Raw genomic sequence first — 24,857 nt, forward strand, 5'->3', positions numbered from 1 at the left:
TCAGCCGAACAAATCATCCTGCGCGGATGGCGGCGATTTGGCGCGGGGCGCGGGGGCGGGGCGTTTTGCCGCAGGTTCGGGCGCAGAGGGTGGCACATCGCCGGGCGCCACCTCCAGCAAACCATCGCGGAAATGCAGCGTCAGATGGCTTTCCCCCGCCGCCGCCGCGCGGTTGGTCAGGGTGCGGCCATCGGGCGCGGTCACGCGGACATAGCCGCGCGCCAGCACATTGTCCGGGTTCAAACTGGTCATGATCCGCGCCACGCCGTCCAGCCTTTGCCGGTCATGGCGCAGACGCTGGGCCAGCATGGCCGGGTTGAGACGCTGGGCCGACAGCCGCGCCTCGGCATGGCGCAGGCGGGCCTGCAACAGGCCCGGCGTCAGCGGCCCGGCGGCGCGCTGCAACCGCATCCCCGCCTTTTGCGCCACATTGCCCAGCGCGCGGCGCAGGCGTTCGCTTGCTTCGTCCAAAGCCTGCGCCTTGGCCGCGATCAGTTCTTCGGGTGTGGGCAGGCGCTGCGCCCGCGCCTCCAGCCTTTCGCGGCCCAGCACCACCGGTCGCACCACCGCGCGGCGCGAACGCAGCCCCAGATCGCCGACAAAGGCGCGCAATTCCTCGCGCACCGGCACCGCCATTTCGGCCGCCGCCGTGGGCGTGGGCGCACGCATATCGGCGGCAAAATCGGCCAGAGTCGTGTCCGTTTCATGCCCCACGGCCGAAATCACCGGAATCGAACATTCCGCAATCGCGCGGACGACGATTTCTTCATTGAACGACCACAGATCCTCGATCGACCCGCCCCCGCGCCCGACGATCAGCACATCGGGACGCGGTATCGGCCCATCAGGGGCCAGCGCTGAAAAACCGCGCACCGCCGCCGCCACCTGCTCGGCCGCGCCATTGCCCTGTACCAGCACCGGCCAGAGGATCACCCGCGACGGGAAACGGTCGGCCAGACGGTGCAGAATATCGCGAATCACCGCGCCCGTGGGGCTGGTCACCACCCCGATCACGCGGGGCAAAAACGGCAGACGGCGCTTGCGGCGCGGATCAAACAGGCCCTCGGCCTCCAGCCGCGCCTTGGTTTTCTCCAGCAGGGCCAGCAAAGCGCCTTCGCCCGCGATTTCCATCCGGTCGATCACGATCTGATAATTGGAGCGGCCCGGATAGGTGGTCAGCTTGCCGGTGGCGATCACCTCGACGCCATCCTCGGGCCGGAAACCCAGCCGGGCGACATTACCCTTCCACATTACCCCGTCCAGCCGCGCCCCTTCGTCCTTCAACGAGAGGTAGAGATGGCCCGATGCCGCGCGCTTTACCCCCGACAATTCGCCCCGCACGCGCACGAAAGCGAAACGATCCTCCACCGTTCGCTTCAAAATCGCGGAAATCTCGCTGATCGAGAGGGGTTCCGCGTTGTCGCCGCGCGCGGCTTTCGCTACGAGCCCGCCGGAGAGATCATCATCGGAATCGAAAGAGGCAGGCATGAATATCCTTTTGCTGGGTTCGGGCGGGCGCGAACATGCTCTGGCGTGGCGTCTATCGCAATCCTCGCTTCTGGCAAACGGTGGAAAGCTTTTTGCCGCGCCGGGCAATCCGGGCATCGGCGAACATGCCGAACTGGTCTCGCTCGATGCGGGCGATCATGACGCCGTTCTGGCCTTTTGCGAGGAACAGCGGATCGGTTTCGTCGTGGTCGGGCCTGAGGCGCCGCTGGTCGACGGGCTGGGCGATGCGCTGCGCGGGGCGGGTGTGCCGGTGTTCGGGCCGAACAAGGACGCGGCCCAGCTTGAAGGCTCCAAGGGCTTTACCAAGGATCTGTGTTCGCGGGCCAAAATCCCCACCGCCGGATACCAGCGCGTGACCTCGCTTGAACAGGCGCTTTCCGTGCTGGACCAGTTCGGCGCGCCGGTGGTGGTCAAGGCCGACGGTCTGGCCGCGGGCAAGGGCGTGACCGTGGCGATGACCATGGACGAGGCGCAGGAGGCGGTGCGCGACATTTTCGCGGGTCGTTTCGGTGACGCCGAGGCCGTGATCGAGGAATTCATGGAGGGCGAGGAGGCTTCCTTCTTCGCTCTCACCGATGGCGCGACCATCGTGCCTTTTGCATCGGCGCAGGATCACAAGCGCGTGGGCGATGGCGACACCGGCCCGAACACCGGCGGCATGGGCGCCTATTCGCCCGCCCCGGTGCTGACCGCCGAGCTGCAGGCCGAGGTGATGACCCGCATCATCGCCCCCACGGTCAAGACGCTGGCGGACGAGGGCATGGCCTATTCGGGCGTGCTGTTTGCCGGGTTGATGCTGACGCGCGAAGGGCCCAAGCTGATCGAATATAACGCCCGCTTCGGCGATCCGGAATGCCAGGTCATGCTCTCGCGCCTGACCAGCGATCTGGGCGAATTGCTCTATGCCTGCGCCACGGACCGGCTGGGCAGCATTCCCGCGCCGCAATTTTCCGATGATACCGCGCTGACCGTGGTGATGGCTGCCGATGGCTATCCCGGCACGCCGAAAAAGGGCGGCGCGATTGAAGGGATCGAGGCCGCGCAGGCCGATGGCGCCAAGGTCTTTCATGCGGGCACGGCCATGGCCGATGGCGCGCTGGTGGCCGCAGGCGGGCGCGTTTTGAACGTGACGGCGCGCGGGGCCAATGTGACCGCCGCGCAGGCCGCCGCCTATGCCGCCGTCGATGCGATCGAGGCGCCCGAACTGTTCTGCCGCCGCGACATCGGCTGGCGCGAAGTGGCGCGTGAGGCCGAATAAGGCGCTTTACCGGGAGCGTTACGGCGCTCCCGGCGCGGATTTAGGCATAGACCGCGAAGGTTGCGCCCGAAGGGCCGCTGGGAGGCGGCGTGGGGGCGCCGCTGCCGCCATTGGCCTGTCCGGTGGCGATGGCGGCCGATGCGGCGGCCACGGCGGCTTGCGCCGCATTGCCCGCGGCAACGGCCGGGGCGGCGGGGCTGGAAATGCTCATGGTCATGGGGCTGATCCTGTCTGTTCAGGCGTAGGTGCTGAAGCCGCTGTAGCCGTCATTGGGGCTGCGCGGCGTGGTCTGGCTGGGGTCGGTGACGCTGGGCGGGTCGGCTTTGGTCATCGCGGTCGCTTTTTCGACAGCCGGGGTCAGCGGGGTCGCTTCATACATCGTCCGGCTGGCCGGAGTGCCGTGTACGACGGGAGAAACGGGCGATACTCCTGCGGTCATGGTTCCTGTCCTGTTGTTGGGGCCAGCGTGCGACTGGCCGGTCCTGCGCGGCCGGAGGGCATTGGCCGGGCCTGCCCGACCCCGGCCGCAACCCCGATTCTTTGGCGCGCGCACGACAGAACGAAAACCGCCGGGCCTTTTTAAGCCCGGCGGTCAAATTTTTCAGCAATCGTTTGAGCCCGGTTTACGCGACCGTATCGGCCACGTTCTATGCGACTGTGTCGGCCACCAGCGCCTTGAGGTCCGCCTCGGGCCGCGCGCCGTAATGCGAGATGATTTCCGCCGCGCAGATCGCGCCCAGCGTCAGACACTTGTCCAGCGCCATGCCGCGCACATGGCCGAACAGGAAACCGGCGGCGAACAGATCGCCCGCGCCCGTGGTGTCGACCACCTTGTCGATCGGCTGGGCGGGCACATGGGCGACCTCGCCCCGGCGCACGGCATGGGCGCCCTTTTCGCTGCGGGTCACCACCACGCAGGGCACCTTGGCGGCCAGTTGGTCCAGACCCGCGTGGAAGTCTTCAAGCCCGGTCAGCGCGGCCAGTTCGTGTTCGTTGGCGAACAGGATGTCGATCTGGCCTTCCTCGATCAGCGCGCGGAAATCATCGCCATGGCGCGAAATGACAAAGGCGTCCGACATGGTGAAGGCGACCTCGCGGCCCGCCCCGCGCGCGGCGGCAATGGCGCGGCGCATCGCGCGGCGCGGCTCTTCCGGGTCCCACAGATAGCCTTCGAGATAGAGCACCTTGGCCGAGGCGATCACGCCTTCATCCAGCGCGTCGGCGGGCAGGAACTGGCTGGCGCCCAGAAAGGTGTTCATCGTGCGCTGGCCATCGGGGGTGACGAAGATCAGGCATTGCGCGGTGGCCGGTTCGCCATTGCGCACGGGCGTGTCGAAACCGATGCCGCCCGCGCGGATATCATGGGCAAAGACATGGCCGAACTGATCGTCGGCCACCTGACCGATAAAGGCGCATTGCGCGCCAAGCTGGGCCAGCCCTGCCAGCGTGTTGGCCGCGCTGCCGCCCGAAATCTCGCGCGCCGGGCCCATCGCGGCGTAAAGCTCACGCGCGCGGTCCGGCTCCACCAGCGTCATGCCGCCCTTGGCCAGGCCCAGCGCCGCGATCTGCTCCTCGGATGCGGGGGCCAGAACATCGACAATGGCGTTGCCGATGGCGATGACGTCGATGGTGGGCTCGGACATGGGTGTGGGCTGCTTCCTGCTGTGGTTGAACCGGCCTGCCCTAGCGGGGGCGGGCTTTGACCGCAACCGGCATTGACAGCCGGTTTGGCCGTGGCATGAGCAGGGCCCATGCGTATTTTCCTTCTGCCTTTGCTGCTCATCCCGCTCCTCGCCGCTTGTGGAGAGCAGGGGCCGGTGGCCAGCATGCCGCGCGCGCCATCACGTCCGGCCGCGCATTCATCGGTTCCCGTAGCCCCGCGCCGCCAGCCTGTGCCCGCGCCGGTGGTGCATAGTGCGCCGGGGCTGGAGGGGGTGATCGGCGCGCGCACCGGTGAACTGGCGCGGCTGTTCGGCCCGCCGCGCCTGGATGTGCAGGAGGGCGATGCGCGCAAGCTGCAATTTGTCGGGCCTGCCTGCGTGCTCGATGTCTATCTCTATCCGCAGGGGGGCGGGGGCGAAGTGCGTGCCACCTATGTCGATGCGCGGCGCAGCACGGACGCCAAGGATGTGGACCGGGCGGCCTGTGTGGCGGCCTTGCGCCGTAAATAAACGAACGGGCGCAGGGTTCCCCATAACGCTTTATCGCGTCTGACAATTTGGTTCATTGGGCGGCAAGGCGCGGTTCGTCATTTCGGCTTTGGGGGCGCAAACCGAAAGGAATGCTCCAAATGTCGAACTCGTCTAACGACTTTCATGGCAGCGATTTGCCCGGTTATCACCCGGCCCGACTGAACCCGGATGATGCCGAAGCGCTGCTGGCGATCAACGCGCATCTTCGCTCGCCATCGCCCGAATGGGTGAGTTTTATCGGCGAAACGCTCTCGCACTGGCTGGTGGAGCAGCGGGTTCCGCATGGCGTGGTGGATGACGCCAAGGCGATGTGGCTGATCGAGCGGATCGACGAGGGGGGTGAAGTCAATTCGCCCGCCGCGCTCAACCTGCTGCAACGCTGCTGCGTCAAGGCCCAGCGCGTGCCCCAGCGCCTGATGCAATATCTGCAGATGCAGGAGGCGAGAATGGCTTGAAGTATGCCGGAGGCCCATGAGGGGGCCTCCGGATCCGGTAAGATCAGACCGTAAAGCTCTCGCCGCAGCCGCAGGTGCCCTTGGCATTGGGGTTGGCGAAGGTGAAGCCTGCGGTGAAATCATCCTCCACCCAGTCCATCGTGCTGCCGATCAGGTAAAGCACGCTGGCGCTGTCGATGAAGAAGAGGCCGCCGGGCGTCTCGATTTTTTCATCCAGCGGGCCTGCTTCGTTGATGTAATCGACCGAATAGGCCAGACCCGAACAGCCCCGGCGCGGGGTGGACAGCTTGACGCCGATGGCGCCCTCGGGCGCTTCGCTCATCAATTTGGCCACGCGCGCCTCTGCGTTCGGCGTCAACAGGACGGCGGCGGGGCGGGGCTTGCGGGTGGTTGCGGTCATTTTACAGCATCCCCAGTTCGAGGCGGGCTTCATCGCTCATCTTGGCCGGATCCCATGGCGGGTCCCAGACGAGAGCCACTTCGGCGTCACGGATGCCCGGCACGGCCGAGACGCGCAATTCAACCTCGCCCGGCATCGATTCGGCCACCGGGCAATGCGGCGTGGTCAGCGTCATGGTGATGCTGGCCGAGCCTTCCTCCGTGATTTCCACGCCGTAAATCAGGCCCAGTTCGTAGATATTGACCGGAATTTCGGGGTCAAAGATCTCTTTGAGGGCATTGATCACGCCCTCATACAGTTCGCCGCCCGGTTCATGCGCCGTCAGGCCGGTGGGCTGCTGCGCAAGGAAACCTTCGAGGTAATCCGCCTTGCGCGCAACCTTGTCGGCGATCTTTTCGATCTCGCCATCGGCGCCCAGCGCAGGAGCCGCCGATACATCCACGCGCGCGCGCGGCGGGGTGGGGGCATCGCTCACTTCTTCAACGGTGAAGCGGGGGGTGTCATCGGAAGTCGTGTCAGTCATCAGCCGAAGATCCTCTTCGTGCGTTCAATGCCGGCGATCAGCGCGGCAATATCGCTTTCATCGCTATACAGGCCAAAACTGGCGCGCGCGGTGGCGGGCACGCCTAGGTGGTCCATCAGGGGTTGGGCGCAATGGTGCCCGGCGCGGATCGCCACATTGCCTTCGTCCAGAATGGTGCCAAGGTCATGGGGATGCACCCCGTCGATGGCAAAGCTGACGATCCCGGCGCTGTCCTCGGGGCCGAACACGGTCACATCGTTCATCGCCGAGAGCGCGCCGCGCAGGGTTTTGACAAGGCCGCATTCATGCGCATGGATGGCGTCAAGGCCGATGCCCTGCACATAATCGACGGCGGCTGCAAAGCCGATGGCCTCGATGATGGCCGGGGTGCCCGCCTCGAAACGGGTGGGGGCCGGTGCCCAGGTGGTCTTTTCAAACGTCACGCGGTCGATCATCGAGCCGCCGCCCTGCCATGGCGGCATGGCGTCAAGAATCTCGGCCCGCGCCCACAATGCGCCGATCCCGGTCGGCCCATAGAGCTTATGCGCGGAAAAAGCGTAGAAATCGACGCCCAGCGCGGCCACATTGACGGGGATGCGCGGCACGGCCTGACAGCCGTCGATCAGGATTTTCGCCCCCACGCCATGCGCCAGCGCCACGGCGCGTTCGACATCCAGCACGCTGCCCAGCACGTTCGACACATGGGCCAGCGCGACCAGCTTGTGGGCCGGAGTCAGCATACGCTCTGCCGCGTCCAGATCGATCCGGCCATCGGCGGTCAGCGGGCAGACGTCGATCTCGATCCCCACCCGATCACGCAGCAATTGCCAGGGCACGATGTTCGAATGATGCTCCAAGGTCGAAATCAGAATGCGGTCGCCCGCCTTCAGATGCGCCCCGCCCCAGCTTTGCGCGACAAGGTTGATCGCCTCGGTCGCGCCGCGGGTGAACACGATCTCGCCTTCCTGTCCGCCGATGAAACCGGCCACCTTGCGGCGCGCCTCTTCATAGGCCAGCGTCATATTGGCGCTGCGGGCATAGACGCCGCGATGGACGGTGGCATAGTCGCGGCCCATGGCGTTGACGGTGGCCTCGATCACGGATTGCGGCTTTTGCGCGGTGGCGCCGCTGTCCAGATAATGCCAGCCGCCTGCCAGCCCCGGAAAATCGGCGCGGATCTTGGCCAGATCAAGGGTGAGGGTTTCCACGCTCACAGCAAAGCCTCCAAAGCGGCCTGCGCGGCCGCCTGCAGATTGTCCTCTTCCTCCGCCCCGTCAAAGGCTTCGGCGATAAAGGCCTGCAGCATCAGCGCCTTGGCCCGCGCAGGTTCGATCCCGCGCGCGGCGAGGTAAAACAGGCCATTGGCATCCAGCTCGCCAATCGCGCAGCCATGGGCGCATTTGACATCGTCGGCATAGATTTCCAGCTCGGGCCGCGCATTGGCCTGCGCCGTGCGGTCGAGCAGCATGGCGCGCACCGATTGTTCGCCATCGGTGCCATCCGCGCCCTTGGCCACATAGACCTTGCCCAGCACGCTGGCGGTCGAGGTGCCGCCCGCAACGCTGCGGATCATCTGGTGGCTATGGGCATTGGGTTCGATATGGCGCACGGTGGTGACGATTTCGGCGGTCTGATCCCCGCTGCTCAATTGCACGCCGCCAAGGTGGAAATCCGCGCCCTCATGGAGCGTCGCCTCGATCTCGATGCGGGCATAGGTGTCGGCGGTGTTGAGCACATGGACGGTGGCCTTGGCGCCTGCCTCCAGCGTGAGGGAGAGGCGCACCACGCCGCCCTTGTTCACAATCGCGCGCGCAAATTCGCCGCCCGCCGCCACGGTGACGCTTTCCGCATCGGGCAAAGGCCAGAGCGTTTCCAGCGCGCCGAGGTCGGCATAGCGCCATTCCTCGGCCTTGCGGGTTGGCAGAGTGGTCATGCCGCGACGCCTTCGTAACCGCCTTCTTCCAGCGCCAGCGCCAGTTCCGGCCCGCCCGATTTGACGATGCGGCCGCCCGCCAGCACATGGACGAAGTCGGGCTTCACATAGTCCAGCAGGCGCTGATAGTGCGTGATCAGCAGCACCGCCTTGTCGGGCTTGCGCATGATAGCATTGATGCCCTCGCCGCAGATGCGCAGCGCGTCAATGTCGAGGCCGGAGTCGGTTTCGTCCAGAATCGCCAGCTTGGGGTCGAGGATGCCCATCTGCACCATTTCGGCGCGCTTCTTCTCGCCGCCCGAAAAGCCCACGTTGACCGGGCGCTTGAGCATGTCCATGTCCATCCGCAGCAGCGCGGCCTTTTCCTTGGCCAGCTTCATGAACTCGCCGCCCGACAGCGGGGGCAGGTCATGGAACTTGCGCTGGCTGTTCAAAGCCTCGCGCAGGAATTGCAGGTTGGACACGCCGGGGATCTCGACCGGATACTGGAAACCCAGAAACAGGCCCGATGCCGCGCGCTCATGCGGGTCGAGGGCGAAGAGGTCTTGGCCCTCGAACGTGGCGGTCCCTTCCGTCACTTCATAGCCCGGACGCCCGCCCAGCACATAGCCGGTGGTCGACTTGCCCGCGCCATTCGGCCCCATGATCGCGTGCACCTCGCCCGCGTTGATGGTGAGGCTGAGACCCTTGAGGATCGGCTTGTCCGCAACAGAGGCGTGGAGGTTTTCAATGGTCAGCATGGTCATTTCACTTCTTCCCGCAACGCGTCAGGCGGACGATACGATTGTCTGAATTGGTATAGGCAAGGGTTTTGCCATCTTTGGATAGGCGAAGATTGAGGCGGCCTTTCGACGTTTCGCCTTCATCATCGAACTGGCCAGTGGCCGTCCAGTTGGTCTGTTCAGCCACCACGATCCGCCTGGGCGTGAACACGGTTTCGCCGAAGGCCACCTCGCTCTTGCGAACAATGGCGCGTGAATCGCTTTCCTCGCCGGGCATTTTGCAATGGCTGGGCAAATCCCAATCGCCACGCATCGCGACCGGCATGGTCAACGGCACAGAAGCGGCAAGCGCCAGCGTGAGCATCACCCCACGCTCCCTTCCAGCGAAATCCCCAGCAACTTCTGCGCTTCCACCGCAAATTCCATCGGCAGTTGCTGCAAAACCTCCTTGGCAAAACCATTGACGATCAACGCCACCGCGCTTTCCTGATCCAGCCCGCGCTGCATGGCGTAGAACAACTGATCGTCGGAAATCTTGCTGGTGGTCGCCTCATGCTCAATGGTGGCGGTGGGGTTGCGCACCTCGATATAGGGCACGGTATGCGCGCCGCAGGTCTTGCCCAGCAGCAGGCTGTCGCATTGGGTGAAATTGCGCACGCTCTCGGCATTGGCGCCCACGCGGACCAGCCCGCGATAAGTATTCTGGCTGTGGCCCGCACTGATCCCCTTGGAGATGATGGTGCTGCGCGATCCCTTGCCATTGTGGATCATCTTGGTGCCGGTGTCGGCCTGCTGATAATTGTTGGTGACGGCGACCGAGTAGAACTCGCCCACACTGTCCTCGCCGTTCAATACGCAAGACGGGTATTTCCAGGTGATGGCGCTGCCGGTTTCCACCTGCGTCCAGCTCACCTTGCTCCGCTTGCCCTGACACAATGCGCGCTTGGTCACGAAGTTGTAGATGCCGCCCCGCCCTTGCGCATCGCCCGGATACCAGTTCTGAACGGTAGAATATTTGATCTCGGCATCATCCAGCGCGACCAACTCGACGACCGCGGCGTGAAGCTGGTTCTCGTCACGCTGGGGCGCGGTGCAGCCTTCGAGATAGGACACATAGGCGCCCTTGTCGCACACGATCAGCGTGCGTTCGAACTGGCCGGTATTCTCCGCGTTGATACGGAAATAGGTGGACAGCTCCATCGGGCAGCGCACGCCGTCGGGCACGTAAACAAACGTCCCGTCGGAAAATACTGCGCAGTTGAGCGCCGCGAAATAATTGTCCGCCATTGGCACCACGCGGCCGAGCCACTTCTTCACCAGCTCGGGATATTCGCGGATCGCCTCGCTGATGGAGCGGAAGATGACGCCCGCCGCTTCCAGTTCCTTGCGGAAGGTGGTGGCGACCGAAACCGAGTCGAACACCGCGTCCACGGCCACCTTGCGCGCGCCTTCAACGCCCGCCAGCACTTCCTGCTCGGCCAGCGGAATGCCCAGCTTTTCATAGACGCGCAGGATTTCCGGATCGACCTCGTCCAAAGACTTGGGCCCGTCCTTCTTCTTGGGCGCGGCCCAATAATAGGCCTCCTGATAATCGATCGGCGGAATGTTCAGCTTGGCCCAATCGGGCATCGGCATGGTCAGCCAATGGCGATAGGCCTTCAAACGCCATTCCAGCATCCATTCCGGCTCGTCCTTCTTGGCCGAAATATAGCGGACCGTGTCCTCGGACAGGCCCTTGGGGCCATATTCCTGCTCGATATCGGCCACCCAGCCGTGTTCGTATTCGGCCACCTTGGCGGCAGCCTCACGCGCGGCCTGATCCTTGATCTCGATATCTTCGCTCATTGCACCATATCCACATTGTCCTGCGGCGCCATCAACCGGGTCAGGGGCACCCCCGACAAGGCCAGACGCAACGCCTCATTCACCACCGGCCAATGCGGGCGCACGCTGCAACCCAGCCCCGGCGCGCAATCATGGCCGATTCCCTCCACGCAAGGAGTCAGCGCGATCGGCCCTTCGACCGCTTCGACAATATCGGCAAGGCTGATGTCATGGGCGTCGCGGGCAAGAGCCAATCCGCCGCCCGCGCCTCGCGCCGAGGTCAAAAGCCCCGCTGCCACCAGACGGCTGACCAGCTTTTGCACCGTGGGTGCGGGCAGGCCTGTTTCCAGCGCCAGTTGTCCGGCATTGGCGCGCGCGCGGGCATCGCCCTCGGCGCGCATATCGCCATCGCGGCCCACAGGGGCGCAGTGGCGGGCCGCCGCCACCATTGCCACCACGGCATAATCGGCCATGCTCGACAAGCGCATCGCGCCAATCCCTTTCGTCAGCCATCGGCATTCAAGCCGGCCCCGATAAAATAAGACCGAATCAATCCGATTTAAAGGCCCCTAGGACTTTGACCCCGCGCGGGCAAGAGGGCAGGCGGGATCGAGCGGTGGCGGAAAGGCGCAAGGCATAAAAAAACGGCTCCCCCATTGCTGAGAGAGCCGCTTGAGTTTCGAGAACTCTGTGGCGAAAACCACGAGCCCTTCGGGTCGCAAGGAGGCGGATAAAGCATTGCGGAGGAAGATAATTGTAAGATTGCGTCAAACCGCAGGGCTGATTTCAGGTAGTTTTCCCGATACGCTATCCATGCAAAGGATTTCATAAGCTCCCATCATGCAGCCCTTACATCATGGTGCCAAGGCTAGGGCCTCTCCCGCGCGAATCATCCCGCCGCCAAACAGCCTTCGCCGGAGAATCGACAAATTCCCCGCTTCTTGCCATAGGCCTGTTCCCATGACCTATGCCCTGATCCGCAAAGCCCTGTTCCGTCTGGATGCCGAAACCGCCCATGGGATGGCGCTGGCCGCGCTGAAATATCTGCCCATCGCGGGCGCGCCTGTCGCGCCCGGCGGGCCGCTGACCAGCACGGTGGCGGGCCTGACCTTTCCCACGCCCGTGGGCATGGCCGCCGGGTTCGACAAGGATGGCGAGGTGCCCGACGCGCTGCTCGGCCTCGGCTTCGGCTTTGCCGAGGTCGGCTCGATCACGCCTTTGCCGCAACCGGGCAACCCCAAGCCGCGCCTGTTCCGGCTGGAGGAGGACCGCGCCGTCATCAACCGCATGGGCTTTAACAATGGCGGCGCGGATGCGGCGGAAAAGCGCCTTCGCGCGCGGCTGACGCGCGGCGGGATCGTGGGCATCAACATCGGCGCCAACAAGGACGCCACCGACCGCATCGCTGATTATGCCTATGGCGCGCGGGTGTTCGCCCCGCTGGCCTCTTATCTGGCGATCAACGTGTCCAGCCCCAACACGCCGGGCCTGCGCGCGCTTCAGGACGAATCGGCGCTGACCGAATTGCTCGACGGTGTGATCGCCGCGCGCGATGAGACGGGACACCGCCCGCCGGTCTTCCTCAAGGTCGCGCCCGATCTGGAGCCTGCCGATATCGAGGCCATCGCCCGCATCGCCATCTCGCGCCGTCTGGGCGCGTTGATCGTCAGCAACACCACGATCAGCCGCCCCCCGCTGCATAGCCGCCACGCGGGCGAAACGGGCGGCCTTTCGGGCGCGCCCTTACGCGATCTGGCGCAGCAGCGCATGGTCGATTTCCGCCGCGCCACCGGGGGCCAGATTGCCCTGATCGGCGTGGGCGGCATCGCCAATGCCGAGGATGCCTATGCCCGCATCCGCGCCGGGGCCAGCCTTGTGCAGCTCTATTCCGCCATGGTTTACGAAGGCCATGCCATTGCCGAAAAGATCGGGGCGGGGCTGGCCCGCCTGCTGGCGCGCGATGGTTTTGCCAATGTGGCCGATGCGGTCGGGGCCGATGTCCCGCTCTGAGGCGTTCGGGCTGCTTCCTCCCCTTGCTAGAGCCCCGGCCAAAGCCTAAATCGGACGTAACAAAAGCCTAATGCACTTCCCCGGGCAGAGGACATAATTCCTTGCGCATCCTCGATATTGAAACCAGCCCCAATCTGGTCACGCTGTTTCTGGCGCGGGCCGATCTGCTGGCCGACCGCCCCTTTCTTCACGCCAAGACCGATCAGGGATGGCAGGCGATCACATGGGCCGAGGCGGCGCGGCGGGTGGTGGTGCTGGCGCAAAATCTGGTGCGGCTGGGTTATACGCGCGGCGAGCGGATCATGCTGGTGTCGGAAAACCGGCCGGAATGGTGCATCGCCGATCTGGCGATCATGGCGGCGGGCTGCATCACGGTCCCGGCCTATACGACCAATACCGAGCGCGACCATCTGCATATTCTGGAAAATTCCGGATCGCGCGGGGTGATCGTCTCCACCGCCAAGCTGGCCAAGCCGCTGCTGCCCGCTGTCATGCGCTCGGGCGGGGCCAATCACCTGATCGCGATGGAGCCGCTGGGCATGGCGCAGGCCAGTACGGTGGAATATCACGGCTGGGACGCGATGCTGGAGGGCGATGCGGTGGCCGCCCGCGCGGCGGTCGAGGCGCGGATGAGCCGTATCGAGCGCACCGATACGGCCTGCCTGATCTATACCAGCGGCACCGGCGGCGCGCCGCGCGGGGTGATGCAGCATCATGGCGCCATCCTGCATAATGTGGCGGGCGCGGCCCATGTCATCGTCGAGGATTTCGGCTGGGACCCGACCGGCGCCGAGCCGGAGGTTTTCCTCAGCTTCCTGCCGCTCAGCCATGCCTATGAGCATTCGGCGGGGCAATTCTTCCCCATCGGCCTTGGCGGACAGATCTGGTACGCCGAAGGGCTGGATAAGCTGGGCAGCAATATCGAAGAGGTGCGCCCGACGATCATGGTCGTGGTGCCGCGCCTGTTTGAAGTGTTGCGCACGCGGATCATGAAGCAGGTGGAAAAGCAGGGCAAACTGGCCGCCGGGCTGCTGGAGAGCGCGGTGGCGCTGGCGGCGCGGCGCGGGGCGGGCAAGGGCAAGCTGCTCGACTGGCCGCTGGACAAGGTGCTGGAAAAGCTGCTGCGCCCCAAGATCCGCGCGCGTTTCGGCGGGCGGGTCAAGGCGCTGGTCTCGGGCGGGGCGCCGCTGAACCCTGAAATCGGCCTGTTTTTCCAAGGTGTTGGGTTAACGCTGCTGCAAGGCTATGGCCAGACAGAAAGCGGCCCCATCGCCAGCGTCAACCGCCTCAGCACCGGCATCAAGATGGACACGGTGGGCACGCCTCTCCCCGCAACAGAAGTACGCATTGCCGAGGATGGCGAAATCCTGCTGCGCGGCGAACTGGTGATGCATGGCTATTGGCGCAACGAGGCCGAGACGGCCCGCGTGCTCAAGGACGGCTGGCTGCACACCGGCGACATCGGCCATATCGACGCGGCCGGGCGGATCGTCATCACCGACCGCAAAAAAGACATGATCGTCAACGACAAGGGCGACAATATCTCGCCCCAGAAGCTGGAAGGGATGCTGACCCTCCAGCCCGAAATTGCCCAGGCGATGGTCTTTGGCGACAAGCGGCCCTATATCGTCGGCCTGATCGTGCCGGATGCCGAATGGGCGCGCGAATGGGCGGTGGTCAATGGCCACCACGGCGCCGATGTGCGCGCGCTTCAGGAATTGCCCAGCTTTCGCGGGGCGATCCGTGAGGCTGTGGACCGGGTGAACAGGGATCTCTCCGTCATCGAAAAGGTCCGGCAGTTTACCTTTGCCGATGAGCCCTTTGCCATCGACAATGAGGAAATGACGCCCTCTTTGAAAATCCGTCGGCATAAGCTGAAGGAACGGTATGGGGTGCGGTTGGAAGGGTTGTATAAGGGGTAAAAGGGTTTGCCTCCGGCGGGCAAAGGGCGGGGACCCTTTGCAATCCCGTTAATGGGGTGGTGGGAGGTTTGCCAAGGTGCGTCGATGGTTATGAAAAGCCTGCGGCGCGGCGAACTTATCCTTGTCCGCGCGGCAGGCTATAAAACGCTGCGTATGGCACCCTTTGGCCGAACCCTTGGCGTCACGCAGACAGTAACGGGAGCGTGAGGGGCCAACCGATTTGTCTCGACAAATCGGCTATCTAAAAACCATCCCTCGCATCTTAACCTCCCTGATCCCCAAACGAGAAAAAGCGGCAGTTTCCCGCCGCTTTTTCCGCATCCTCTCCAAGATGCTAAGGCCTGTTGGGCTTGTTTTCCGCCCTTCTTTCTCAGGCTTGGTTATCTCGCTCGGGAATCAACTTGTGTGAGTTATTCGCCGTCCTCATCACTCTTATCGTGATGCGGGACAGAAGCAAGCGCCAATTGCGGATTGCCCTCACCCTGAAGGTAGGGAACAGGATTAACGGCCACGCCATCGACGCGGACTTCATAATGCAGGTGGGGGCCGGTCGAGCGGCCGGTGGTGCCGACAAAGCCGATCAGGTCGCCCTTGTGCACCATCTGGCCATCGGCCACGTTCAGGCGCGAGAGATGGCCATAGCGGGTCTGTACATCGCCGCCATGTTCGATCGAGATGAACAGACCATACGAGCTGAACCAGTCGGCGCGGCTGATGACGCCATCGGCGGTGGCATAGACGGGGGTCCCGATCGGGCTCGACAGGTCGATGCCCTTGTGCATCCGCATACCGCCCAGAACGGGGTGGCTGCGCATACCGAAATCGCTGCTCATGCGCAGGCCTTCGAGGGGCGAGCGCGAGGGGATCGAGATGGCGCGGTTAACGATGCCGGCAACGCCGCCATTGTTGCCGATGGTGGCGTTAACCAGCTTGTTGCCGGTGCCTTCCATCGAGCGCCAGGACGAGAAGAGCTGGCGGAAGTTCTGATCGCCATTGTCCTGCGAGATGGGCGCGGCTTGGGCGGCGCGCAGCGGGGCGGCGATGTCGGCGTTGGCGGCACTGTTGGCCAGCGCGGGCTGGGCGACAACAGCGGCAAGGGCGCCGAGAAGAAACTTGGTAGAAATACGAAGCGCGACCACTCCAAAACACCTTTATTCTTGCGCCCGTCGGCCCCCCAAATGGCCGTTGGACATGGGAAATGACGCCCGCAGATTCCCGCAGGCAGGAAATTGTTGGAGATGGTCGGAACCCCCCGCCGTCTCGTGAGTTTGTGCTATCCCAGGTCAGGCGCGGCTGGCAAGCGCCTCATACGCCTTGCGCGATAGACCGGCAGACTCGCGCGCTGAGTCGTTGAACGGTGGCTTAACGTTGCCCCGGAAGTAACGCGTAACCAGCAATTGCCAGAGTTTTTCCGCAGAATCACCCAGTTCGCGAGCCACTTTGGCGAAATGGTCGCAGCCATAGCGCACATGGCGGATTTCATCGGCCAGAATCCTTTCCAGAATCCGCGCTCCGGCCTCGTCGCCGCCGGCCCGCACGCGCTCCAGAGTGGCCGGTGTCACGTCCAGCCCGCGCGCCTCCAGCACCATCGGCACAATGGCCAGACGGGCCGCCACATCATGCGCGGTGGCCTCGGCCGATTGCCACAATCCGTCATGCGCGGGCAGATCGCCGTAGGCCGCCCCCATGCGCGCCAGATGCCGCGCGATAATTGCATAATGCATCGCCTCATCGGCGGCGACGGTAAGGAAATCATCGACGAAATCGCGCCCGCGCTGCTCGCCAAACCGCCCGGCCATGTCCAGCGCCAGATCGATCGCGACAAATTCGATATGCGCCAGCGAATGCCACAGCGCGACCCGCGCCCGCTCCGATCCGCCGCGCCCGCGCTTGGGCATCCGGTTGGGCGGGAGCAATTCGGGCTTGTCCGGGCGCGCGGGGCGGTCGGGCATCGGTGCGCTGAAATCCCACGCCAGCCTGCCTTGCCGCCAGTCGCGCACCAGTTTGCGGGTGACCATCGCCTTTTCGCGCGGGTCGGCGGTCAGCAGGGCATTGCGGATGGATTCGGAGAGGGATTGCATGATGGGGCGTTAGAAGAAGGAAGGGGAAAATGCGAGGGTCTAGACCCTCGCGCTCCCATTACTGTCTGCGTGGTGCGATGGGTTCTGCCGAATGTGTCGGACGCGACGTTGGAATTTTTAGAGCCTGCGGCGCTGACAAGGATGAGCGAACCGCGCCGCAGGCTTTCAAACATAGCGGCGGACGCATCGCCGCAAACCTCCCCCCACCCCATTAACGGGATTGCAAAGGGACGAGTCCCTTTACCCGCCGGAGGCATAAACCCTTCGCAACTACCCCTTAACCGCCCCCAACACCTCTTCAGCGTGTCCCTTGACCTTCACCTTTTCCCAGATCCGCTCGATCACGCCATCGGCGCTCACCAGATAGGTGCTGCGCTCCATGCCCATATAGGTGCGGCCATACATGGATTTTTCCTTCCACACGCCCAGCGTGTCCGAAAGCCCGCCTTCCTCGGCGTCCGAGGCGAGGGGGGCGGTCAGTGCGTGCTTTTCGATAAACTTGGCGTGCTTTTTCGGCGGGTCTTTCGAAACGCCCAGCAGCGCCGACCCGGCGGCCTCAAACTCGCCTGCCAGCGCCGAAAAATCCTTGTTTTCCGTGGTGCAGCCGGGCGTATCGTCCTTGGGATAGAAGAAGATTACCAGCCGCCGCCCCGCAAAATCGGAAGGCTTGACCGCGCTGCCGTCGGTGGCGGTCATGGCGATGTCGGGGATCTTGTCGCCCACGCCGGGAAAGGTGCTCATGCTTGCATCTCCAATTGCTGGCCGAATGTGGCGGTCCATTGGCGGGCGATGGCGGCGCGCGCGGCCTCCATCGCTTCGATCATGGCATTCCAATCGCCAAAGCCGCATGTTTTGGCAAGACTGGCACATGGGGCAGATTCGGGCAGGATGCCATCGGGCGCAAGCAGCCGCGCCGCCACCAGCACGCGCGAGAGCAGGTCGAATGCCTCCGGCACATCGCCCGTAATCAGCCCCGCCGCCGCCAGCTCCGCCAAAGCGCCAGCCATATCGGGCCGCACGCCCGCGCGCTCGCGCAATTGCAGGGCGTGGGCGATGAATTCGGCATCGACCAGCCCGCCGCGCAGCAATTTCACGTCGAGCACGCCCTTGGCTGCCTTGTGCTGGGCCATCTTGTCGCGCATCTCCTGCACCTCCGCGGTGACTTTGGCCTTGTCGCGCTCGACCCCCAGCACGCCGCCGATGATCGCGCCCAGTTCGGCCCGCGCCGCATCCGATCCGAACAACACACGCGCCCGGATCAGCGCCATATGCTCCCATGTCCAGGCCTCCTCGCGCTGATAGCGGGCAAAGCTCTCGAAACCCACCGCCAGCGGGCCTTGGGTGCCTTGCGGGCGCAGGCGCGTGTCCACCTCATAGAGCGCGCCCTCGGCCGTGGGCACCGACAGCGCGGCGGAAACCCGCTGGGCCAGACGGTTGAAATAGAGCGTGGCGCCCAGCGGCCGCCGCCCGTCGCTCTCGGCGGCAAAATCCCCGGTGAACAGGTAAACCAGATCCAGATCGCTGGCATGGGTCAGCATGCCCCCGCCCAGCCGCCCAAGGCCCAGAATGACCAGCTCGCCGCCCGGAATGCGGCCATGGGTGGCTTCGAATTCGGCAATCGTCGCGCGGGCCAGCACGTCGAGCGCCGCCTCGGCCACACGGCACAGGCCCGCAGAAATGTCGAGCGGGTCCTGTGCGCCTTCGATCAGTTGCACGCCAAGGGCAAAGCGCTTTTCGCCCACCTGTCGCCGCACCCGGTCGAGCAGGCGCTGGTAATCGTCCCCCGCTTCGGTCGCGCCAAATTCATGCGCCAGATCCGCCACGCTGCCCGGCAGGGCAAAGGCGCTGGCGTCGATCAGCGCATCGAGCAGATCCGCCCGCCGCGCCAGCGCATCGGCCAGCGGCGGGGCGAGCGAGAGCACCCGCACCAGCACTTCGAGCAAACCGGGCCGTGCCTCCAGCAGGCGGAACAGGTTGACCGCGCTGGGCAGGCGGGCGATCATCTGTTCCCAGCGCACCATCGCGCGGTCCGGTTCGGGCGCGGCGGCAAGGGCCGCCAGCAGCGCGGGCTGCACCGCATCCAGAGCCGCCAGCGCCGCGCCCGAACGCAGGCATCGCACGCTCCCTGAACGCCATGCCGCAATCCGCCCCGCCAATTCTGCCGGTTTGGCAAAGCCCAGATGCTCCAGCTCGGCGGCCAGATCGTCGCCCTCATGCTGATTGGGCACGGCAACTGTAGTGCCTTCGCCCGCGCTGACCGCGATCAGGCGGTCATAGCGCGCACCCACGCGGGACGTGATTGCCTCCAGTTCCTCGACCAGCGCCGCGCCATTGGGCAGGCCGTCGAGCGCGGCGACATTGTCGATCCCCTCCATGTCGCGGGGCAGCTTGTGGGTCTGCAGGTCGGACACCTGTTGAAGCCGATGCTCGATCTGGCGCAGACGGTCATAGCTTTCGCCCAGCATCACCGCGTCCGCCGGATCGATCAGCCCCTCTGCCGCCAAGGCATCGAGCGTGGCCCGCGTGCCGCGCAGGCGCAGCGCAGGCTTGCGCCCCCCGTGGATCAATTGATGGACCTGCGCAAAGAATTCGACCTCTCGAATGCCGCCGCGCCCGCGTTTGACATCGAAGCCGGGGCCGATGGCCTCGACCTTGCCATGATGGGCGCGGATGCGGCGGGTCAATCGCCCGATCTCGGCAATCGCGCCGAAATCCAGCGATTTGCGCCACACAAAGGGCCGGATCGCATGGAGGAAATGCTCCCCCATCGCCACATCGCCCGCCGCCGCCCGCGCGCGGATAAAGGCGGCGCGTTCCCACGCCAGCGCCGAGGATTCGTAATGCGTGAGCGCGGCGTCGATGGGCAGGGCCAGCGGGCTGATCTCGCTGGCCGGGCGCAGGCGCAGATCGACGCGGAACACATAGCCCTCGCCATCGGCCTGCGACACCAGCCGCAACACGGTGCGCGCGACATGGAGCGCGGCTTCCTCAGGCTCATCGCGGGCGCGGCGGGGCAGGGTGGCCGGATCGTAGATCAGGATCGGGTCGATGTCGGAGGAATAGTTCAATTCGCGCGCGCCATGCTTGCCCAGCGCCAGCGCGGTGAAACCGACGGCTTCCGCATCAGGCGCGCGGCTGCGGATGCCATGGGCGATGGCGGCATCCACCGCCCGGTCGGCCAGATCGGACAGTTCGCCCGTCACCCGCGTCAGGTCAAACGCCCCGGCCAGATCGCCCACGCCCAAGGCCAGCGCCAGCGCCAGTTTCTCGCGCCGCAAACCTACGCCAAGATCGGCCACCCCTTCGCCCGCGCGGCGCGCATGGGCCAGCGCGGCCTCGCCATCGCCCGAGGCCAGCACCGCCACCAGATCGGGCAAACGCCCCATCGCCCGCGACAAAAAGGGCGAATGCGCCTCGGCCCGCGCCAGGGCGCTTTGCCAATCGGTCATAAAAACTCCTCACTCTCCGGCCATCCTATTGGCCTGTTTGCGACCCTTTTCGCAAGGGCAGTAAGTCGCTAAAGGCCCCTCCCATGACGAACCTCACCCCCAACTGGCGCTTCCCCCCCGAATGGCATCCGCAGGACTGGCTGTGGATCGGTTTCCCCCATGATGGCGAGGAATGGCCCGGCTTCCTTGAGGCCGCGCAAGTGCAGATGGCCGATTTCGCCAATGCCGTAGCCGAAAGCGGGCAGGAGGTGCGCCTGATCGTGCGCAACGAGGCCAATGAGGCCCGCGCCCGCGCTTTGTGCAGCGAAAAGGTCGTGCTGGAACGCCGCGTCTATGGCGACGTATGGCTGCGCGACACCGGGCCGCTGGTGGTGCTGGACGGTAAAGGCGCGCGCGCGGCGCGGCGCTTTGGCTTTAACGGCTGGGGCGGCAAATATCTGATGGAGGGCGACCAGACCATCGGCGCGGAAATCGCCCGCGACGCCGGGCTGGAGATTACGACGAGCGACTGGATCATCGAGGGCGGGGCTCTCGATTGCGACGGCACCGGATTGGTGGCGACGACCGAGCAGGTGTTGCTCAACCCCAACCGCAACCCGCATCTGTCGCGCGCGGATCAGGAAATGCGGCTGAAGCGCGATCTGGGTTTTGACCGGGTGCTGTGGCTGGGCGACGGGCTGATCAATGACCACACCGATGGGCATGTCGACAATCTTGCGCGCTTTGTGGCCGACAATGTGCTGGCGCTGCCCATGGCTACGGGCATGGATGATCCCAATGCCGCGATCTATGCCGATGCCAAGGCGCGGGCCGAGGCGGCGGGCGTGATTGTGCACAATGTCCCTTCGCCGGGGCGGGTGGAGCGTGATGGGCGGATCGAACCGGCGTCCTATATGAATTTCGCCATCACCTCGAAACTGGTCGTCGTGCCGATCTATGGCACCGCGCATGATGCCGATGGCGTGGCGGCAATTGCCGAGCTTTTCCCGGATCGCGAAACCGTGGGCATTATGGCGGATGCGATTCTGGCCGGGGGCGGGTCGTTCCATTGCTCCAGCCAGCAGATGCCCGCCATCCGCTAAGGGCAGCAATTTAAGGATTCGGTGAGGTTTTCGGCGCAGGGTTTGTTCCATGAGCAAAACCCGCGCCCTTATTCTCGATCATGGTTTGGAAGCAGTGCGGCTGGTTATCGTCGTGGGCTGTGCTTTGGCGTTGATTTTGGCGGGTAGAGTTTAAGGGATAAGATGCGAGGGTCTAGACCCTCGCGCTCCCATTACTGTCTGCGTAGCGTTAAGGAGGCAGTGTTTGGTGTCGCACGCACCGACTAAAATTTTAAAGCCTGCGGCGCGAAGAGGCATGAGCCCGCCGCGCCGCAGGCTTTAAAAATTCCCCACCCTCTCAAACCTCCCGCCACCCTATTAACGGGATTGCAAAGGGACGAGTCCCTTTGCTCGCCGGAGGCATAACCCTACTACCTCTCAAAATCATTGCCCCATGCGCCTCCATCCGCCATGAAGCCACGCTATGGCGATACTATCAGACAAATGGATCCGCGAAGCGGCGCAGACGCAGGGAATGATCGAGCCGTTTCTGGAGCGGCAGCATCGTGAGGGGGTGATCTCTTACGGGCTTTCCTCTTATGGCTATGACGCGCGCGTGGCCGATGAGTTCAAGATTTTCACCAATGTCGATTCGGCGGTGGTGGACCCCAAGGATTTTGCCGCGAACAGCTTTGTGGACCGCAAGACCGATGTCTGCGTGATTCCGCCCAACAGTTTCGCGCTGGCCCGCACGGTGGAATATTTCCGCATTCCGCGCGATGTGCTGGTGATTTGCCTTGGCAAGAGCACCTATGCGCGCTGCGGCATCATTGTGAACGTGACCCCGCTGGAGCCGGGCTGGGAAGGCCATGTGACGCTGGAATTCAGCAACACCACGCCTTTGCCTGCCAAGATTTACGCCAATGAGGGCGCGTGCCAGTTTCTGTTCCTCAAGGGCAATGAGCCTTGCGAGGTGTCCTATGCCGACCGCGCGGGCAAATATATGGGCCAGCGCGGCGTGACCCTGCCCCGGCTTTAAATCAGAAAGGAAAGGCAAACGATGTTCAGCCATATCTTCGTCGGATCGACCGATCTGGCGCGTTCAAAGACCTTTTACGATGCGCTCTTTGCCGCGGTTGGCGGGCCGGAAGGCGTGGTCGACACGGCCAAGAACCGTCTGGTATATGTCCACAAGGGCGCGGCCTTCATCGTTGCCATTCCGATCAATGGTGAATCGGCCTGTGTCGCCAATGGCGGGACCATCGGCTTTGGTCTCGACAATGAGGCGCAGGTCGACGCGTGGCATGCGGCAGGCATCGCCCATGGCGGCACCACCTGCGAGGATCCTCCGGGCCTGCGCAAGGAAGCCAACCTCTATCTGGCCTATCTGCGCGATCCCGATGGGCACAAGCTGTGCGCGCTTTATCGCCCGGCCTGATGTGACATGATCCCCGCGCCCGAACCTTTGCCCTTTTCGCTCGACAGCGGGGGAAAAGTGTACGGGCGCGACGGATCGGTGGCCTATGCCGGGCGCCTGTGGGTGCCCGAGGCGCCGGTGGCGCTGGAATTTAACGGCCTTGCCTATGCGGTGATGATGGCCACCCCTTCCGATCTGATGGATTACGCCACCGGCTTTGCCATGGCCGAGGGGCTGATTTCGGACGCGACCCAGATGGGCGAGATCGGCGTGGCGCATCTCGAGATCGGCTGGATCCTGCGGGCGCAGATCGACGGGCTGGACGCGGCCAAACTGTCCGAGCGCGTGCGGGCGCGGGTGGCGGAAAGCTCTTGCGGCCTGTGCGGGATGGAGAATCTGGAGGTGCTGGCGCGGCCCTTGCCCCAGGTGGCGCCCCACGGTGCGATCACTCCCGAAGCCATATTTGAGGCGGGCGAGGAATTGCGCGAGCATCAGACCCTGGGCCGGGCGACATCGGCGGCCCATGCCGCCGCCTTCTGCGCGCCTGATGGTGCGATTTTGGCTTGCCGCGAGGATGTGGGGCGGCACAATGCGGTGGACAAGCTGGTGGGCGCCATGGCGCGGGCCGGAGTCTCGCGGGCCGAAGGTTTCCTGTTTTCCACCGCGCGCTGTTCGTATGAAATCGTCGAAAAGGCGGTCAAGGCCGGGGTCACGACTCTGGTGACAATCTCGCTGCCGACCTCGCTGGCGGTGGCGCGCGCGCGCGAGGCTGGGCTCTCGCTGTGGGTCCTGGCGCGCCACGACAGTGTGATTTGCGTCACTTCGCGATAGGCTGCAGGCTTATCCGGGTCAAAATCCTTTAATCGCGTGTCTGATCCCTTGCTCTGTCCCCATCGCTTGGGGCAAGGGATGGGGTCATGTGGCGCCTTTATCAATTCCCGCTCTGTCCTTTCTCCCGCAAGGTCCGTCTCGTCATGGGCGAGAAGGGGATTGCCTATGAGCTGTGGCGCGAAAACCCGTGGGATATGCGCGACGAGTTCCTGAACCTGAACCCGGCCGGACGCACGCCTGTGCTTCAGGACCCGGAAAAGGGGCTGGCGCTGGCCGACAGCCGGGCGATCTGCGAATATCTGGAGGAAACCGTCGAGCGTAGCCCGCTGATCATCGGCACGGCGGCGGCGCGGGCGGAAATCCGCCGCCTTGTCGCGATGTTTGACGAGAAATTCTTTGCCGATGTCACCGGACCCTTGTTGCAGGAACGGATGATGAAGCGGCTGGTGCTGCGCCAGTCGCCCGATTCCCGCGTGCTGCGCGAGGCGATGCGGCTGGCCCACGATCACCTCTATTACATCGACTATCTGGTCGATACGCGGCCATGGCTGGGCGGGGCGACGCTTTCGTTAGCCGATCTGGCGGCAGCGGCGCAGATTTCGGTCTGTGACTATCTGGGCGGGCTGGACTGGAGCGGGCATGAGCAGGCCCGCACATGGTATTCGGTGTTCAAAAGCCGTCCCAGCTTCCGCCCCCTGCTGGCCGAGCGGATGGAAGTGATCCAGCCGCCCAGCCATTATGCGGACCTTAACGCCTGATCGCGGATCGGCGCGCCTTTTTTCCAGCGGGGCGGGGCGGCGGGAGAGGGCGTTGCCTTTTTGCTGCATTTGGCATTTAACTATCTGATAAATAATGATTTTCCCTGCCCTTTCCGGGCGAGGGGGCTGGCGCTCGGCCTTCATTGGCGCGGCGCTGAAACATTCACCTTTCAGGCCCACGCGTGACGGCCCGTTTTGCAGTTATATTTCGCGATTTGGACTCTAAGCATGCAAAAATGGTTATAAATCGCGAATTGAATGTTATATTATTTCAATAGTTTATAACTATCGCATCCATGACCTGCTGCTTCGTTGCAACAAATGTGACTGAATTGCAACATTCGCGCAATATTTTACTAACAGCCATGTCAGCTCCTTTACCAAGGCCCGCCTCGGCGGCAAGACATCGGCATTGCTCTGTCACCGTGCGGAGGCGCGCCAAACAAACTTCCGGGGCATCAGGAAGTCTGCCCAGAACCGCTTGCCGACCGAACGGAGCTTTGTCCGGGCCAACCCTTGGCGGCTGGTCTCGC

General features: G+C 64.3%; 26 protein-coding genes. 10 read left to right on the plus strand and 16 right to left on the minus strand.

All coding sequences use genetic code 11. The features are described from left to right. On the minus strand, positions 1-1,488 hold the full coding sequence (gene xseA, locus FHW92_RS10970; protein ID WP_168603284.1) for an exodeoxyribonuclease VII large subunit: 1,488 nt from the start codon (positions 1,486-1,488) through the stop codon (positions 1-3). Here xseA and purD point away from each other — a divergent pair. Beyond that, positions 1,487-2,767 (plus strand): phosphoribosylamine--glycine ligase, encoded by a 1,281-nt coding sequence (purD, locus tag FHW92_RS10975; RefSeq protein WP_168603285.1) that lies wholly within the window; start codon positions 1,487-1,489, stop codon positions 2,765-2,767. The two genes, xseA and purD, sit on opposite strands and share 2 nt — an antisense overlap. Positions 2,768-2,807: 40 nt before the next feature. Here purD and FHW92_RS10980 read toward each other — a convergent pair whose 3' ends face one another. The 3 genes from FHW92_RS10980 to FHW92_RS10990 form a co-directional block, all read right to left on the minus strand. After that, entirely contained in the window at positions 2,808-2,984 is a 177-nt protein-coding gene (locus tag FHW92_RS10980; protein WP_168603286.1) for a hypothetical protein, read from the minus strand. Between the two features lie 18 nt (positions 2,985-3,002). Beyond that, a complete protein-coding gene (locus FHW92_RS10985) occupies positions 3,003-3,206 on the minus strand; it encodes a hypothetical protein (protein WP_168603287.1) in 204 nt (67 codons plus the stop codon). 208 nt (positions 3,207-3,414) lie between these two features. Beyond that, positions 3,415-4,410: an adenosine kinase gene (locus FHW92_RS10990; RefSeq protein WP_168603288.1), complete on the minus strand. Its 996-nt coding sequence runs from the start codon at positions 4,408-4,410 to the stop codon at positions 3,415-3,417. A 108-nt stretch (positions 4,411-4,518) separates the two neighbouring features. Here FHW92_RS10990 and FHW92_RS10995 point away from each other — a divergent pair, with 108 nt between their 5' ends. Continuing rightward, a complete protein-coding gene (locus FHW92_RS10995; protein WP_168603289.1) occupies positions 4,519-4,938 on the plus strand; it encodes a hypothetical protein in 420 nt (139 codons plus the stop codon). Positions 4,939-5,057: 119 nt separating this feature from the next. Beyond that, positions 5,058-5,414 carry a hypothetical protein gene (locus FHW92_RS11000; RefSeq protein WP_168603290.1) on the plus strand — a complete coding sequence of 119 codons (357 nt, stop codon included), beginning with the start codon at positions 5,058-5,060 and terminating at the stop codon, positions 5,412-5,414. Positions 5,415-5,457: 43 nt separating this feature from the next. On the opposite strand, the gene FHW92_RS11005 is transcribed toward FHW92_RS11000, so the two are convergent. From FHW92_RS11005 to FHW92_RS11040, 8 genes are read right to left on the minus strand one after another with little or no spacing between them, the layout of a single operon-like run. Beyond that, entirely contained in the window at positions 5,458-5,814 is a 357-nt protein-coding gene (locus FHW92_RS11005; protein WP_168603291.1) for an iron-sulfur cluster assembly accessory protein, read from the minus strand. A gap of 1 nt (position 5,815) precedes the next feature. Then, positions 5,816-6,337 carry an SUF system Fe-S cluster assembly protein gene (locus tag FHW92_RS11010; protein WP_168603292.1) on the minus strand — a complete coding sequence of 174 codons (522 nt, stop codon included), beginning with the start codon at positions 6,335-6,337 and terminating at the stop codon, positions 5,816-5,818. Next, a complete protein-coding gene (locus FHW92_RS11015; protein ID WP_172249204.1) occupies positions 6,337-7,524 on the minus strand; it encodes a cysteine desulfurase in 1,188 nt (395 codons plus the stop codon). The genes FHW92_RS11010 and FHW92_RS11015 overlap by 1 nt, the downstream gene beginning before the upstream one ends. A 23-nt stretch (positions 7,525-7,547) precedes the next feature. Further along, positions 7,548-8,270: a SufD family Fe-S cluster assembly protein gene (locus FHW92_RS11020; RefSeq protein ID WP_168603294.1), complete on the minus strand. Its 723-nt coding sequence runs from the start codon at positions 8,268-8,270 to the stop codon at positions 7,548-7,550. Further along, positions 8,267-9,010, minus strand: coding sequence for a Fe-S cluster assembly ATPase SufC (sufC, locus tag FHW92_RS11025; RefSeq protein WP_168603573.1), 744 nt, complete (start codon positions 9,008-9,010; stop codon positions 8,267-8,269). Before sufC ends, FHW92_RS11020 begins: the two co-directional genes overlap by 4 nt. Before the next feature lie 7 nt (positions 9,011-9,017). Further along, a complete protein-coding gene (locus tag FHW92_RS11030) occupies positions 9,018-9,359 on the minus strand; it encodes a hypothetical protein (RefSeq protein WP_168603295.1) in 342 nt (113 codons plus the stop codon). Beyond that, a complete protein-coding gene (sufB, locus tag FHW92_RS11035; RefSeq protein ID WP_168603296.1) occupies positions 9,356-10,837 on the minus strand; it encodes a Fe-S cluster assembly protein SufB in 1,482 nt (493 codons plus the stop codon). The genes FHW92_RS11030 and sufB overlap by 4 nt, the downstream gene beginning before the upstream one ends. Next, positions 10,834-11,304: an Rrf2 family transcriptional regulator gene (locus tag FHW92_RS11040; RefSeq protein WP_168603297.1), complete on the minus strand. Its 471-nt coding sequence runs from the start codon at positions 11,302-11,304 to the stop codon at positions 10,834-10,836. The genes sufB and FHW92_RS11040 overlap by 4 nt, the downstream gene beginning before the upstream one ends. Positions 11,305-11,776: 472 nt before the next feature. Here FHW92_RS11040 and FHW92_RS11045 point away from each other — a divergent pair, with 472 nt between their 5' ends. Both FHW92_RS11045 and FHW92_RS11050 read left to right on the plus strand, forming a co-directional pair. Further along, positions 11,777-12,826, plus strand: coding sequence for a quinone-dependent dihydroorotate dehydrogenase (locus FHW92_RS11045; RefSeq protein WP_168603298.1), 1,050 nt, complete (start codon positions 11,777-11,779; stop codon positions 12,824-12,826). A 101-nt stretch (positions 12,827-12,927) separates the two neighbouring features. Next, a complete protein-coding gene (locus FHW92_RS11050) occupies positions 12,928-14,748 on the plus strand; it encodes a long-chain fatty acid--CoA ligase (RefSeq protein ID WP_168603299.1) in 1,821 nt (606 codons plus the stop codon). A 410-nt stretch (positions 14,749-15,158) separates the two neighbouring features. On the opposite strand, the gene FHW92_RS11055 is transcribed toward FHW92_RS11050, so the two are convergent. The 4 genes from FHW92_RS11055 to FHW92_RS11070 all read right to left on the minus strand — a co-directional run bounded on the left by FHW92_RS11055 (position 15,159) and on the right by FHW92_RS11070 (position 20,278). After that, complete coding sequence (locus FHW92_RS11055; RefSeq protein ID WP_292688287.1) at positions 15,159-15,887, minus strand: M23 family metallopeptidase; 729 nt, start codon at positions 15,885-15,887, stop codon at positions 15,159-15,161. A gap of 144 nt (positions 15,888-16,031) precedes the next feature. Then, positions 16,032-16,829 carry a ferritin-like domain-containing protein gene (locus tag FHW92_RS11060; RefSeq protein ID WP_172249182.1) on the minus strand — a complete coding sequence of 266 codons (798 nt, stop codon included), beginning with the start codon at positions 16,827-16,829 and terminating at the stop codon, positions 16,032-16,034. Between the two features lie 270 nt (positions 16,830-17,099). Beyond that, positions 17,100-17,570, minus strand: a complete 471-nt coding sequence (locus tag FHW92_RS11065; RefSeq protein WP_168603300.1) for a peroxiredoxin — start codon at positions 17,568-17,570, stop codon at positions 17,100-17,102. Next, on the minus strand, positions 17,567-20,278 hold the full coding sequence (locus FHW92_RS11070) for a bifunctional [glutamine synthetase] adenylyltransferase/[glutamine synthetase]-adenylyl-L-tyrosine phosphorylase (protein WP_168603301.1): 2,712 nt from the start codon (positions 20,276-20,278) through the stop codon (positions 17,567-17,569). The genes FHW92_RS11065 and FHW92_RS11070 overlap by 4 nt, the downstream gene beginning before the upstream one ends. 83 nt (positions 20,279-20,361) lie before the next feature. Here FHW92_RS11070 and FHW92_RS11075 point away from each other — a divergent pair, with 83 nt between their 5' ends. The 5 genes from FHW92_RS11075 (at position 20,362) to FHW92_RS11095 (ending at position 24,324) form a co-directional block, all read left to right on the plus strand. After that, positions 20,362-21,360, plus strand: a complete 999-nt coding sequence (locus FHW92_RS11075; RefSeq protein WP_168603302.1) for an agmatine deiminase family protein — start codon at positions 20,362-20,364, stop codon at positions 21,358-21,360. A gap of 442 nt (positions 21,361-21,802) precedes the next feature. Then, positions 21,803-22,357 (plus strand): dCTP deaminase, encoded by a 555-nt coding sequence (gene dcd / locus FHW92_RS11080; protein ID WP_168603303.1) that lies wholly within the window; start codon positions 21,803-21,805, stop codon positions 22,355-22,357. A gap of 21 nt (positions 22,358-22,378) precedes the next feature. After that, positions 22,379-22,756, plus strand: a complete 378-nt coding sequence (locus FHW92_RS11085) for a VOC family protein (RefSeq protein ID WP_168603304.1) — start codon at positions 22,379-22,381, stop codon at positions 22,754-22,756. A gap of 6 nt (positions 22,757-22,762) precedes the next feature. Next, positions 22,763-23,566 (plus strand): formate dehydrogenase accessory sulfurtransferase FdhD, encoded by an 804-nt coding sequence (gene fdhD, locus FHW92_RS11090; RefSeq protein WP_168603305.1) that lies wholly within the window; start codon positions 22,763-22,765, stop codon positions 23,564-23,566. An 86-nt stretch (positions 23,567-23,652) separates the two neighbouring features. Then, the gene (locus tag FHW92_RS11095) at positions 23,653-24,324 is read left to right on the plus strand and encodes a glutathione S-transferase family protein (RefSeq protein WP_168603306.1); all 672 of its coding nucleotides are present in this window, start codon (positions 23,653-23,655) and stop codon (positions 24,322-24,324) included. The last annotated feature ends 533 nt before the right edge of the window (positions 24,325-24,857 follow it).

Origin of the sequence: Novosphingobium sp. SG707 (assembly GCF_012275515.1) — a bacterium.
Lineage (GTDB): Bacteria > Pseudomonadota > Alphaproteobacteria > Sphingomonadales > Sphingomonadaceae > Novosphingobium.